Origin of the sequence: Halomonas sp. BC1 (assembly GCF_002078135.1) — a bacterium.
In the GTDB taxonomy this organism is placed as follows: Bacteria; Pseudomonadota; Gammaproteobacteria; order Pseudomonadales; family Halomonadaceae; genus Vreelandella; species Vreelandella stevensii.
The window spans coordinates 51,219-63,896 of the sequence record NZ_LFGS01000009.1; the positions used below are offsets into that span (position 1 = coordinate 51,219).

At 61.5% G+C, this 12,678-nt stretch carries 11 protein-coding genes; 10 read left to right on the forward strand and 1 reads right to left on the reverse strand.

Translation table 11 applies throughout. The features are described 5' to 3' along the window. Positions 1-28: 28 nt before the first annotated feature. A complete protein-coding gene (gene nudE / locus B7L72_RS08160; RefSeq protein WP_016913305.1) occupies positions 29-643 on the reverse strand; it encodes an ADP compounds hydrolase NudE in 615 nt (204 codons plus the stop codon). A 70-nt stretch (positions 644-713) separates the two neighbouring features. On the opposite strand from nudE, the gene yrfG reads away from it, so the two are divergent. The 10 genes from yrfG to rsd all read left to right on the forward strand — a co-directional run bounded on the left by yrfG (position 714) and on the right by rsd (position 12,140). Then, positions 714-1,361, forward strand: a complete 648-nt coding sequence (gene yrfG / locus B7L72_RS08165) for a GMP/IMP nucleotidase (protein WP_081138208.1) — start codon at positions 714-716, stop codon at positions 1,359-1,361. Between the two features lie 78 nt (positions 1,362-1,439). Then, entirely contained in the window at positions 1,440-1,829 is a 390-nt protein-coding gene (gene hslR, locus B7L72_RS08170) for a ribosome-associated heat shock protein Hsp15 (protein ID WP_016913307.1), read from the forward strand. 54 nt (positions 1,830-1,883) lie between these two features. Next, complete coding sequence (gene hslO, locus B7L72_RS08175) at positions 1,884-2,759, forward strand: Hsp33 family molecular chaperone HslO (RefSeq protein WP_081193652.1); 876 nt, start codon at positions 1,884-1,886, stop codon at positions 2,757-2,759. 313 nt (positions 2,760-3,072) lie between these two features. Continuing rightward, the gene (locus tag B7L72_RS08180; RefSeq protein ID WP_081138212.1) at positions 3,073-4,629 is read left to right on the forward strand and encodes a phosphoenolpyruvate carboxykinase; all 1,557 of its coding nucleotides are present in this window, start codon (positions 3,073-3,075) and stop codon (positions 4,627-4,629) included. 264 nt (positions 4,630-4,893) lie between these two features. Continuing rightward, positions 4,894-6,246 carry an NADP-specific glutamate dehydrogenase gene (gene gdhA / locus B7L72_RS08185; protein ID WP_081193654.1) on the forward strand — a complete coding sequence of 451 codons (1,353 nt, stop codon included), beginning with the start codon at positions 4,894-4,896 and terminating at the stop codon, positions 6,244-6,246. A gap of 134 nt (positions 6,247-6,380) precedes the next feature. After that, the gene (gene rnk, locus B7L72_RS08190; protein WP_016913314.1) at positions 6,381-6,794 is read left to right on the forward strand and encodes a nucleoside diphosphate kinase regulator; all 414 of its coding nucleotides are present in this window, start codon (positions 6,381-6,383) and stop codon (positions 6,792-6,794) included. A gap of 89 nt (positions 6,795-6,883) precedes the next feature. Beyond that, the gene (locus B7L72_RS08195; protein WP_081193656.1) at positions 6,884-9,238 is read left to right on the forward strand and encodes a Tex family protein; all 2,355 of its coding nucleotides are present in this window, start codon (positions 6,884-6,886) and stop codon (positions 9,236-9,238) included. A 139-nt stretch (positions 9,239-9,377) separates the two neighbouring features. Further along, on the forward strand, positions 9,378-11,018 hold the full coding sequence (gene gshA, locus B7L72_RS08200) for a glutamate--cysteine ligase (protein WP_081193658.1): 1,641 nt from the start codon (positions 9,378-9,380) through the stop codon (positions 11,016-11,018). After that, positions 11,015-11,536 (forward strand): disulfide bond formation protein B, encoded by a 522-nt coding sequence (locus B7L72_RS08205; protein ID WP_081193660.1) that lies wholly within the window; start codon positions 11,015-11,017, stop codon positions 11,534-11,536. Before gshA ends, B7L72_RS08205 begins: the two co-directional genes overlap by 4 nt. Positions 11,537-11,651: 115 nt before the next feature. Further along, positions 11,652-12,140, forward strand: coding sequence for a sigma D regulator (gene rsd, locus B7L72_RS08210; RefSeq protein WP_016913318.1), 489 nt, complete (start codon positions 11,652-11,654; stop codon positions 12,138-12,140). The last annotated feature ends 538 nt before the right edge of the window (positions 12,141-12,678 follow it).

Below are 12,678 nucleotides of genomic sequence, written 5' to 3' on the forward strand. Positions count from 1 at the left end.
ATAACGGCGCAGGAGTGGTTGAACGGCACTAGAGCAAATCAATGCCGTTGCTGCGCTGCTCTTCGCGTAATCGGTCGCGTGCGATGTAGAGGGCGGCGATGGCGCGTGCTTCGTGGAAGTCGTCCCTTAGCAGCAGCGCGGGGAGCTCTTCGATGGCGTGGGTTTCCACGATCAGGGGCTCGGGCTCGTCGCCGGGCAGGCGTTTGGGGTAGAGGTCGGTGGCGATCAGTACCTGCATGCGGTGTCGCATGTAGTTGGGGGCCAGCGAGAGTTCCACCAGCGGCTCGATGCGGTGGGCGCCAAAGCCGCACTCTTCCATGAGTTCACGGTTGGCGGCGGCCACGACATCCTCGCCGGGGTCTACCAGGCCTTTGGGCAGGGTGAGTACGTAGTCTTCGAAACCGGCCGCATACTCACGAATCAGCAATACGTGTTCCGGGTCCGGCATGGCGATGATCATTACGGCGCCTCGGTCGGCACCGGTGAGGCGCTCGAACTGGCGCTCCTCTCCGTTCGAAAAGCGCAGGTCCAGCGCCTCGATCTGGAACAAGCGGCTTTGGGCCACGGGGTGGCGAGCCAGAATCGTGGGCTTGCGCGGGTAGCGCTGTGTGGCGTCGCTGGTGGTGGAATCGTCGCGGTCCATCATGCCTCCGTGGCTGCAAAAAACGGGTTACGCTACAATAGCACGCTTACTCTCAAAGACTGGAGTGGCCATGATTGATTGGCGCGAGATCGACACGGTGCTGTTGGACATGGATGGCACGCTGCTGGACCTTCACTTCGACAGCCACTTCTGGCTGGAGCATCTGCCACGCCGCTACGTCGAGCTGCACCAACTGGATCAAGCCAGTCAGGAAGCGCTGAAGAGCCGCATCATCGGTGAGCAGGGCACTCTGAACTGGTACAGCCTGGCCTATTGGAGCCGCGAGCTGAACGTCGATATCGTGGCCCTCAAGCGTGAAGTACAGCACCTGATTGGGTTACGTGGCGATGCACTGGATTTCCTTGGTTGGCTCAAGCAGGCCCATCCTCGTGTGGTGCTGGCCACCAACGCCGACCGCGCCAGTCTTGCACTGAAATTACCGCTCACCGGGTTGGGAAACTACCTGGATGCCATCATCTCCTCGGAAGACCTTGGCGCTGCCAAGGAGGAGCAGGCCTTCTGGTTCGCGCTGCAGGAGCGAGAACCCTTCGACCCCGCACGCACCCTGTTCATCGACGACAACGCTCGGGTACTGGAAAGCGCCAGAGAGTTCGGGATCAAGTACTTGCTAGGCATCAAGCAGCCCGATAGCCAGCGGCCCGAAAAAGAGCTGCAGGAGTTCGTGGCCCTGGACCGATTTGCCCAACTGTTGCCATGAGTGCGGCCTGGGCATCGGCCACTGAGTGATCCGCCAGTGGCGGCCTTCAGGGGCAGCCAATAGATGAGGAGAGTGCCAATGAGCGACAGCGTTCGCCTGGACAAGTGGCTATGGGCTGCACGGTTTTTCAAGACCCGCGCCTTGGCCAAGAAAGCGATAGAAGGCGGCAAGGTTCACTACAACGGTGAGCGTGCCAAGACCAGCAAGAACGTCGAGCTGGGGGCGCTGATTCGCGTGCCCCAGGGCTGGGACATTTACGAGGTGGAAGTCACGGCGCTTTCAGACCAGCGCAGGGGCGCACCTGAAGCACGCACTCTGTACGCCGAAACCGAGGCCAGCGCCCAGCGTCGTGCCAAGGAAGCCGAGGCGCGTCGGCTCACCAACGAAGCGATGCAGCATCCCCTCAAGCGCCCCGATAAGAAGCAGCGCCGCGATATACACCGATTTCAACGCCAGCAGGGCGAGTAGCGTCGCTGACGCCTGCCTTGCCGACGTTCCCCTTTCTCACTTCATGGTTTCACTATGTCTGATCAGATCCAGCGTTTCCTGTTTGACCAAACCAACGTGCGTGGCGAAATCGTCACGTTGAGCACCGCCTATCAGGAAGTGCTCGACCGTCATGCCTACCCACCTGCGGTCAATGCCCTGCTGGGCGAGCTGCTGGCAGCGGTGGCCCTGCTGACCGATACGGTCAAGCTGGACGGCACGCTCAGCATCGAAGTGCGCGGCCAGGGCGCGCTGGCGCTGTTGATGGCAGAATCCAACCCGGGCGGTGAGCTGCGCGCCATTGCGCGTATCGCCGAAGAGGCCGCGCTGCCCAGCGAGCAGGCAAGCTTCCGTGAGCTGGTCGGCGACGGCCAGATCATGATCACCCTGGACCCTCAGGAAGGGCACCGCTACCAGGGCATCGTGGCACTGGATCACGATACCCTGGGGGGCTGCCTGGAAGCCTATTTCGGCCAGTCCGAACAGCTACCTACGCGGCTGTGGCTGGCCGCCGATGGTCAGCGGGCGGGCGGGCTGCTGCTGCAGCGCTTGCCGGATGCCTCGCAAAACCAGGACGTGGATGCCTGGGAACGCAGCGTGCACCTTGCCGAAACGATCAAGAACGAAGAGCTGCTGGGGCTGGAGCAGCGTGAGGTACTGTATCGGCTCTATCACGAAGAGACCGTCAGGGTCTTCGAACCCAAGGCGCTGCGCTTTGGCTGCACCTGTTCACGGGAGCGTATGAGCCATGCGCTGTACACCCTGGGCAAGGAAGAGTTGATGGATATTCTCCGGGAGCAGGGCGCCATCGACACCCAATGCCACTTTTGCCACACGAAATATCACTACACCGCCGCAGATATTGAAATTTTGTTGGAAGACCCGGGCGCACCACCGCCAGTCATTCACTGATTGTGTAGTCGGCTGCTGATGGGGTGGGCTTTCAGGCGGCCTGGCGCCACCCCAGAGGAGACAATGCGCTCGGCGCACCCGGCAAACGGTTGTTTGAAAATATACTGCGTTGCAACACAAAATGTAGTGTCATTGTAGTAGTTTAACTACAAGATATTTGCGAGAAGCCCCCGTTTCCCGGGGGCTTTCTTTTTGCCATAATGCGCCGGACTTCAGCGCGCCCAGCCCGTTTGCGAGTGGTTGGGATGACTTTTAAAGGCGTCGTACGACGCCCGGTAAACGAGATAAACGGCCGCAAGGCCCAGGAATCGACATGACCACGACTCAAGCCGCTCCTCAAGCCCACGTCAATCTCAGCAGCGCCGAACTGATCGAGCGCGCCGTGGCCCGTGGTGAAGGTCGCCTCTCGGCGAACGGAGCCCTGGTAGTCAACACCGGCGTACGCACCGGGCGTTCACCGAAAGACCGTTTTATCGTCGATGAGCCCTCTACTCGTGACAGCATCGATTGGGGCAGCGTCAACCGCCCGTTCGACGCCGAGAAGTTCTCGGCGCTGTGGGCGCGTGTCGAAGACTACCTGGAAAGCCGTGAGCGCTTCGTGGCCGAGCTGCACGTGGGCAGCGACAACACCCACTACCTGCCGGTACGTGTCACCACGGAAACGGCTTGGCAAAACCTCTTTGGCCGCACCATGTTCGTGCGCCCGCTGGCCTACAACCAGGCCGCCAAGGAAGAGTGGACCATCCTCAACGCTGCAGGCTTCGAGTGCGACCCGAACCGTGATGGCACCAACTCCGACGGCTGCGTGATCATCAACTTTGCCGAGCGCAAGGTGCTGATCGCTGGCATGCGTTACGCCGGTGAAATGAAGAAAGCCATGTTCTCGGTGCAGAACTACCTGCTGCCCGCCGCCGACGTGCTGCCGATGCACTGTTCTGCCAACGTCGGTGAAGATGGTGAAACCTGCCTGTTCTTCGGCCTCTCCGGCACCGGCAAGACCACGCTCTCTGCGGATCAGGCGCGCTTCTTGATTGGTGACGACGAGCACGCCTGGGGCGACGGCATCGTCTTCAACATGGAAGGCGGCTGCTACGCCAAGTGCATCGACCTTTCCGAGAAGAACGAGCCGGTCATCTGGAACGCCATCAAGTTTGGCACCGTGCTGGAAAACGTCGTGCTGGATGACCGCCGCGAGCCGGACTACGCCGACGACAGCCTGACCCAGAACTCCCGTGCCGCCTACCCGCTGGAGCACGTCGAGAAGCGCGTGGCCGAAAACCTGGCGGGTGAGCCCAACGCCATCGTATTCCTGACCTGCGACATGTCGGGCGTACTGCCGCCGGTGTCCATCCTGTCCAAGGAAGCCGCGGCCTACCACTTCCTGTCGGGCTACACCGCCAAGGTCGGCTCCACGGAAATGGGCTCTTCCGAAGGTCTGGCGGCAACGTTCTCTACCTGCTTCGGCGCGCCGTTCTTCCCGCGTCCGGCCCGTGAATACGCCGACCTGCTGATCAAGCGTGTCGAAAAGAAAGACGCCCAGGTGTACCTGGTGAATACTGGCTGGACCGGTGGTGCCTACGGTGAAGGCGGCTCGCGCTTCTCGATCCCCACCACGCGCGCCATCATCAGCGCGATTCAGTCAGGTATCCTGCGTGATGTCGAGACCAGGCACATCGACGGCCTGAACCTGCAAGTGCCGCTGGCCGTGCCGGGCGTGGACTCCAGCCTGCTGGACCCCCGCGACACCTGGGCCGACCGCGACGCCTACGACCGTCACCTGCAAGACCTGGCCACCAAGTTCGTGGACAACTTCAAGAAGTTCGAAGGCGTCAACGAAGCGATCATCAAGGCTGGCCCGCAGCTGACCTGATACTCGCTGTTTCATCGCGTCAAGGGAGGATGCCTGGCATCCTCCCTTTTTTTATTGTGCGCCGCTATTCGTTAAAAAAACGTTTATCAAGCTTGGTTAATGTGCCAATAGTGGGCAAAAAAAGTGCGACTTTAGTCGAGTTGCAGCCGTTTTTTTGCCCATACCGAACCGGCATAGGGTATGCAGAAAAACGCTGTCACAGTTAAATACCGTCATGCGCTGGCCAGCATAACGACATTCTCATTACGGTAACGGTACGACGCCATGCCCTACGTTCATGACACCCTTGCGGGGCTTGCCAAGAGTAGCCCTGCTCAAACCGAGTTCTATCAAGCCACCGAGGAAGTGCTCGAGTGCTTGCGCCCCCTGTTCGAGCGCTCGCCGCACTATCACCAGCACAGTATCATCGAGCGTATGATCGAGCCTGAGCGGCAGATCATGTTCCGCGTCAGTTGGCTGGATGACAAGGGTCGGGTGCAGGTCAACAAAGGGTATCGAGTGCAGTTCAACTCGGCCCTGGGGCCTTATAAAGGGGGGCTACGGTTTCATCCCAGCGTGACCGCAGGCACCATCAAGTTTCTGGGGTTCGAGCAAATTTTCAAGAACGCGCTGACCGGCCTGGCGATTGGCGGCGGCAAGGGCGGCGCGGACTTCGACCCCAAGGGCAAGTCGGACAACGAGATCATGCGCTTCTGCCAGTCGTTCATGACCGAGCTGTACCGCCACGTGGGGCCCCATAGCGATGTGCCCGCCGGCGATATCGGCGTGGGTGCCCGCGAGATTGGCTATCTGTTTGGCCAGTACAAGCGGCTGACAGGGCGTTACGAAGGCGTGCTGACCGGCAAAGGGCTGAATTGGGGCGGCTCGCTCGGGCGCAAGGAGGCCACTGGCTACGGCGCGGTCTACTTTGCCCAGAACATGCTGGCCGCCCGGGGGGAGAGTCTGGCAGGCAAGACTTGCCTGGTGTCCGGCGCGGGCAACGTTGCCATCTATACCATCGAAAAGCTGCTGGAACTCGGTGCGCTACCGGTGACCTGCAGTGATTCCAAGGGCATGATTCATGATCCTCAAGGCATCGACCTGGAGCTGCTCAAGCGTCTGAAGGAAGTGGAGCGGGTTTCCCTGGAGGCTTACCTTCACGAGCATCCTGAGGCACACTATGTGGCGGCACGGGATTACCCCGCCGATGGCCATGCCGTATGGCGGCTACCGGCGCAGGTAGCGTTTCCTTGTGCCACCCAGAACGAACTGACCGAACAGGATGCCCAGGCGCTGATCGCCAACGGGGTGAGCTGTATCAGTGAGGGGGCCAATATGCCCTCCACCAAGGCCGCCGTCGAACGCTTTATTGCCGCCAGGCTCGCTTACGGCCCTGGCAAGGCCGCCAACGCCGGTGGTGTGGCCACGAGCCAGCTGGAAATGGCCCAGAACAGCAGCATGGAGCAGTGGTCGCTAGAGAAAGTCGATGAAAAACTCAAGCACATCATGGCCGATATCTATCAGCAGTGTGCTGACACGGCAGAAGAGTTCGGCGAACCCGGTAACCTGGTGCTCGGTGCCAACATCGCAGGCTTCCGCAAGGTGGCCGATGCCATGATCGAGCAGGGCGTTACCTGATCATGTCAGTGGCCTGGTTCAGTGAGTTACCGGGCCACTTTAAATAAGTTATCCTGCGTATGGCAGATATCCACAGTCCTTTCCCTTTGGGGAAGGGCTGTTTTTTATGGTCGGTATCATCAAGGAGAGAGACCATGGGGCAACGTCCTCCAATCATCATCAACCGTCTCGATGCAGAGCGTCTGCAGCGACTGATCGATCAAGCACCGGAAAAGGATCAGATGGTGGCGGAATTGCTTGAAGAAGAGCTGCTGCGCGGCGAGGTGCTCGACCCGCAGGACATTCCCGATAGCGTCGTGAGCATGAATAGCCAGATCCGTTTCACCGACCTGACCCGAGGTCGGCAAATGATCCGCACGCTGGTCTATCCCCATGCGCTGGCCAGCGTGGAAGACGGTATTTCCGTCATGGCGCCGATCGGGGCCGCGCTGATTGGCCTGAAAGTGGGCGATGTCATCGAATGGCCGCTGCCCAATGCCACCGAAGTGAAACTGCGGGTGGATGCCATCTTCTGGCAGCCCGAGCGGGAGAAGCAGTTCCACCGCTAGGGCGGTCTCGGGCGCGCAAGCCATGCCAGCACAGGTGCTTTGTGGTACCGTGTCGGCACCTCGAAGGCTGCATGAGCTGGTTGCACGTTATGGATGTCAAACAACGGATTATTGCGCGCCTGGCGTCAGAGCTGGGCGTACGACCTGAACAAGTCCTGGCCACGGTGGAATTGCTGGATGGCGGCGCCACCGTGCCTTTCATCGCCCGCTACCGCAAGGAAGTGACCGGCGCGCTGGACGATACTCAACTGCGCCAGTTGGATGAGCGCCTGCGTTACCTGCGCGAACTGGAAGAGCGGCGCGAAGCCGTGCTGGCGGCCATCGATGAACAAGGCAAGCTGGACCCCGCGCTCAAGGCCACCATCGAGGCTGCCGACACCAAGCAGCGCCTGGAAGACCTCTACCTCCCGTTCAAGAAAAAGCGCCGCACCAAAGCCCAGATTGCCCGGGAAGCCGGTCTCGAACCTCTGGCGGATGCGCTGCTGGCCGACCCCACCCTCGACCCGGAAAACGAAGCGGCACGCTACCTGCGCCCGGCAGAAGGGGAAGTGCCCGCCATCGAAGATGCCAAGGCCGCCCTCGACGGTGCCAAGCAGATTCTGATGGAGCGCTTTGCCGAAGACCCCGAGCTGATCGGCCAACTGCGTGAGCGGCTCTGGCAGGAAGGCGAGCTGAGCGCCCGGGTGCTGGAAGGCAAGCAGCAGGAGGGCGCCAAGTTTTCGGATTACTTCGAGCACGACGAAAAACTCGCCAGGGTACCCTCGCACCGTGCGCTGGCCATGTTCCGTGGCCGCAACGAAGGGATTCTGGGGCTGGCCATTCGTTTGCCCGGTGAAGAAGACGCCCCGGTGCATCCTGCCCAGGTGGCCATTGCCCGTCAGGTCGGTATTCGTGATGAAGGGCGCCCGGCCGACAAGTGGCTGGGGGAAGTGGTGCGCTGGACCTGGCGTGTCAAACTCTACACCGCACTGGAAACCGAGCTGCTGGGCCGCCTGCGCGAACAGGCCGAGCAGACCGCCATCGATGTCTTTGCCGCCAACCTGAAAGACCTGCTGCTGGCGGCCCCGGCGGGGCAGAAAGTCACCCTGGCGCTGGACCCCGGCCTGCGTACCGGCTGCAAGGTAGCGGTCATCGATGCCACTGGTCAGTTCATCGACCAGGCCACCATTTACCCCCACGCTCCCCAGAACCGCTGGAACGAATCGCTGGAGGTGCTGGCGCGGCTGGTCAAGCAGCATCGTGTGCAGCTGATTGCCGTGGGCAACGGAACCGCCAGCCGTGAAACCGACAAGCTGGCCGGGGAGCTGGTGAAGGCGCTGGCGCCCGCGCAGCCGCTGAGCAAGGTCATGGTGTCGGAGGCTGGGGCATCGGTGTACTCGGCGTCGGAATACGCGGCCCGTGAGCTGCCCGACCTCGACGTCACCATCCGGGGGGCGGTCTCGATTGCCCGCCGCCTGCAGGACCCGCTGGCCGAGCTGGTGAAGATCGAGCCCAAATCCATCGGGGTAGGCCAGTATCAGCACGACGTCTCTCAGGTGCAGCTCTCGCGCAGCCTGGAAGCCGTCATCGAAGATTGTGTGAACGCGGTGGGCGTGGACCTCAACACGGCCTCCAGCGCATTGCTCTCCCGAGTGGCTGGCTTGAGCGCCGCGATGGCCGAAAACATCGTCGCGCAGCGCAACCTGCAGGGTGCCTTCAAAAGCCGCAAGGAGCTGCTCGGCGTCAGCCGTCTGGGGCCCAAGACGTTCGAACAGTGCGCCGGTTTCCTGCGCATCAGCAATGGCGACAACCCGCTGGATGCCAGCGCCGTCCACCCAGAGGCCTATAGCCTGGTCGAGCGCATCGCCAAGCAAAGCGGGCGTGACCTCAAGGGCCTGATTGGCGACAGCGCCACCCTCAAGGCGCTGAAGCCCGCCGATTTCGCCGATGAGCGCTTCGGGGTGCCCACCGTCAGCGACATTCTCAAGGAGCTGGACAAGCCAGGCCGAGACCCGCGCCCGGAGTTCAAGGCGGCGGAGTTCCGCGAAGGCGTGGAAACGCTCAAGGACCTCACCCTGGGCATGGTGCTGGAAGGCACGGTGACCAACGTGACGCACTTCGGCGCGTTCGTGGATATCGGGGTTCATCAGGATGGCCTGGTGCATATCTCGGCCTTGTCGGAGCGGTTCATCGACGACCCGCGCAGCGTGGTCAAGGCGGGCGACATCGTCACCGTCAAAGTGATGAGCGTCGATATTCCCCGCAAGCGAGTCGGGCTTTCCATGCGTCTCAGCGATGAACCAGAGCAGCCTGAGCAAAACGGCAGCCGCGCCGCTCAGGAGCCGCGCAAGCCTGCGCGCAGCAGCCGTCAGGCGGGCCAGCGCCAGGGGCAACAGCAGGGCAATGCACCGGCGGCCATGGGTGCCTTGGGTGCCGCGTTGTTGAAGGCCAAGCGGGGCAAATAGTCGCGTGTCTTGAAAAACACAGGGTTGCCGCCATATCCTGCCCACTATTCCCTATCAGGTAGGATACAGCTCATGGTCACGCCCGCCGGTTTCCACAAGGCCTGCGTCATGCAGGCCTTATCAACAAGGAGTGTTCACCTTGTCTGAACCACTCACGGTGCCTACGTCGCTGACCGCTCAGGTCGAGCGCCTGCTCCCCAGCGCCCGTCTGGGTCGTTTGGGGCGGCTGCGTCGCGGGCTAGAAAAAGAGGGGCTGAGGGTCGATGCGCAGGGCCATATCGCACAGACCCCACACCCCCAGGCGCTGGGCTCCAAGCTGACCCACCCGCACATCACTACCGACTACTCTGAAGCGCTGCTGGAGTACATCACCCCGGTGTATTCGGAACCCAGGGAGGCTCTGGCCTTTCTGTCCGATCTGCATACCTTTACCTATCACCATCTCGATAACGAGTGGATCTGGCCTGGCAGCATGCCTTCCCGGCTCTCCGGTAACGACAGCGTGCCGATTGCCGACTACGGCAGCTCCAACGTGGGCACCATGAAGCACGTTTACCGCAAGGGGCTCGACGTGCGCTACGGGCGGATAATGCAAGCCATTGCCGGGGTGCACTACAACGTCTCGCTGCCTGAAGACATGTGGTACGCCCTGCGCGAGATGGAAAAAGCCACCCACGTACCGTTCAACGACTACCGTTCGACGCGCTACTTTGGCTTGATTCGTCACTTCCGCCGCCATAGCTGGCTGCTGCTCTATCTGTTTGGTGCGTCTCCCGCCGTGGACAAGAGCTTCCTGCCCAATGGGCAAGTGCCGAGCAAGCTGCAGCCGCTCGGTGACGATACTTATATCGCCCCCTACGCTACCACGCTGCGCATGTCCGACCTGGGGTATCAGAACAAGGTCCAGTCGCAGCTGAAAATCTGCTTCAACTCGCTCTCCAACTACGTCAACACCCTGCGCCATGCGATTTCCACACCGTGGCCCGATTATGAAGCGCTGGGCGTTCGGCAAGGTGATGAGTGGCAGCAGCTCAATGCCAATATCCTGCAGATCGAGAACGAGTACTACAGCGATATTCGCCCCAAACGCGTGGCGCGGCACAACGAAACCCCGAGCCAGGCACTCGAAGCTCGTGGCGTCGAGTACATCGAAGTGCGCTGTCTTGACCTCAACCCCTTCGATCCGTTGGGCGTCACGGAAGTGCAGATGCGCTTCGTCGATACTTTCCTGATGTGGTGCCTGCTCAGCGACAGCCCCTGGATTTCCGATGAAGAGTGTGACCGCCTGGATGACAACCGTCGCCTGGTGGTGGAGCGTGGGCGTGACCCCGAGCTGCGTCTCGTGCGTCAGGGGGAGTCGGTGACGCTACCCGAGTGGGGCGAGCAGATCTTCGCGGAAATGGCCGAGGTCGCTCGGCTGCTGGACGCCGTGGAAGACGACGCCCCCCATGCGGCCGCACTGGCAGAACTGCAGCCACGCTTGCGACAGCCTGAATTGACGCCCTCTGCGCAACTGCTGGATAAACTGCAATCAGGCAATGGCTCGCTCAGCAAAACACTGCTTGGTATAGCTCAGGAGCAGGCGGATGCCTTGAAGAGCACTCCCATGCTGCGCTCACGGGAAGCACTGCTGGCACAGCTCATCGACACCTCGCACCAGCAGCAGCGCGATATCGAAGCGGCAGATCACGAAAGCTTCAGCACCTTCCTGGAAAACTACTTCACCAAGGCGCGTGAATCGCGAGCGCTATCGGCCATTACACCTGAGGACGGGCAATGACCTCATCCGCTATTCGTCCGGTCGCGCTACTCGGCGTCGCCTTTTGTATCCTGATGATGGCCGTGGCGTTAGGACTGGAGCACATTGGCGGGCTGGAGCCTTGCCCGCTGTGTGTTTTCCAGCGCGTCGCGGTCATCGCCGCTGGGCTGGTGCTGGCCGTGGCTGCCATTCATAACCCCCGCGGCCGTTTCGGCAAGGGGTTATATGGCGTGCTCAGCCTGGCGGCGGTAGGTATCGGGGCATTCATTGCCGGCCGCCATGTCTGGCTGCAGGGCCTGCCCGAAGATGAGGTGCCCAGCTGTGGCCCAGGGCTGGACTATATGATGGATATTCTGCCCATGCAGGAAGTCGTGGCCATGGTGCTCACCGGCTCCGGCGAGTGCGCGGAAATCGATTTCATGCTGCTAGGGCTGTCGCTGCCTGGCTGGACGCTGCTCGGGTTCGTCATTCTCGCCCTGGTGCCGTTACGTATGTTATGGCTAGCCGTGACGGGGCAGGGTACGTTAGCCAAGCGTTGATTATTCAAGGCACTCACCTCAGTATCAAGGAAATCGTGCCCGCCTGGATTGACAGGGCTGGAAGGAACAGCGAGTCTAGCCCTGATGAAGGCGGCTATCAGCAAGGAGAAGCCCCATGCTCGAAGATTGCAAAAATGCCCTGGAGCGCTGGGGGGGCGTACACAGCCTGATCGACCGCTGGTTGGATCAGCGTCGCGCACTACTGGTCAGCTTCATTGAGCTCAAGGAAGCCTGTGATGCCGAGCTCGAAGCCGTCAGCAAGGCGCGCATCGACACCTTCAGCGAGCTGCTGATGGATTACATCAGCGCGGGTCATTTCGAGATTTACCCGCAGCTGGCTGAAGAGGCCAAGGCATTCAACGACGAAAGCGCTCTGCACATTGCGGCCCGATTGCTGGAACGGTTGGAGATGTCCACCGCCATGGTGCTGGAGTTCGACGAAGACTTCGCCAGCCCGGTACGCTGCCAGCAAAACTTGGCCAGGCTGCCCGCTTGGATCGACCGGCTCGCCAAAGGGCTCACCGAACGCTTCGCCCTGGAGGACCAGCTCATCGCACGCCTCCACGCAGCCCACAGCCCCCAGCAGATCAAATCTCCCGCTTAATGCCGCGCCCCCTGTAGCGCGGCGTAACGAAAGAGCGAGAGCAACGAGCGATAAAGGCACCCACGGAGGGCGGCGCCAGCCGCCCTGATGACGCCACCGAACCCACCGCGCCCTCGAATCACAAAACGCCATCGCCACCCCCGGCGCCCTCATCGGCAACGCTCTCCGCGTTGCTTCGCGGGTGCGCTCCGCTTACGCCGCGCTACGGGTACACCGCCAACATTGGGTATGGGGGCACGGGCACGGATACCTCCGTAGCGCGGCGTAACGAAAGAGCGAGAGCAACGAGCGAAAGAGGCACCCGCGGAGGCGGCGCCAGCCGCCCTGATAGCGTCACCGAACCACAAACGTGCCCTCGCAACACAAAACGGCACCGCCACCCCCGGTGCCCTCATCGGCAACGCTCTCGCGTTGCTTCGCGGGTGCGCTCCGCTTACGCCGCGCTACGGTATGCGCCCACATCAACCTCAGGACGTCACCACGGCAAATCGAGGCACACCACCCCCAATACGTCACCACGGCAAATCGAGGCACACCA

Coding starts and splice junctions, on each gene's coding strand:
- nudE (WP_016913305.1), bottom strand. CDS start 643: ATGGACCGCGACGATTCCACCACCAGCGACGCCACACAGCGCTACCCG.
- yrfG (WP_081138208.1), top strand. CDS start 714: ATGATTGATTGGCGCGAGATCGACACGGTGCTGTTGGACATGGATGGC.
- hslR (WP_016913307.1), top strand. CDS start 1,440: ATGAGCGACAGCGTTCGCCTGGACAAGTGGCTATGGGCTGCACGGTTT.
- hslO (WP_081193652.1), top strand. CDS start 1,884: ATGTCTGATCAGATCCAGCGTTTCCTGTTTGACCAAACCAACGTGCGT.
- B7L72_RS08180 (WP_081138212.1), top strand. CDS start 3,073: ATGACCACGACTCAAGCCGCTCCTCAAGCCCACGTCAATCTCAGCAGC.
- gdhA (WP_081193654.1), top strand. CDS start 4,894: ATGCCCTACGTTCATGACACCCTTGCGGGGCTTGCCAAGAGTAGCCCT.
- rnk (WP_016913314.1), top strand. CDS start 6,381: ATGGGGCAACGTCCTCCAATCATCATCAACCGTCTCGATGCAGAGCGT.
- B7L72_RS08195 (WP_081193656.1), top strand. CDS start 6,884: ATGGATGTCAAACAACGGATTATTGCGCGCCTGGCGTCAGAGCTGGGC.
- B7L72_RS08205 (WP_081193660.1), top strand. CDS start 11,015: ATGACCTCATCCGCTATTCGTCCGGTCGCGCTACTCGGCGTCGCCTTT.
- rsd (WP_016913318.1), top strand. CDS start 11,652: ATGCTCGAAGATTGCAAAAATGCCCTGGAGCGCTGGGGGGGCGTACAC.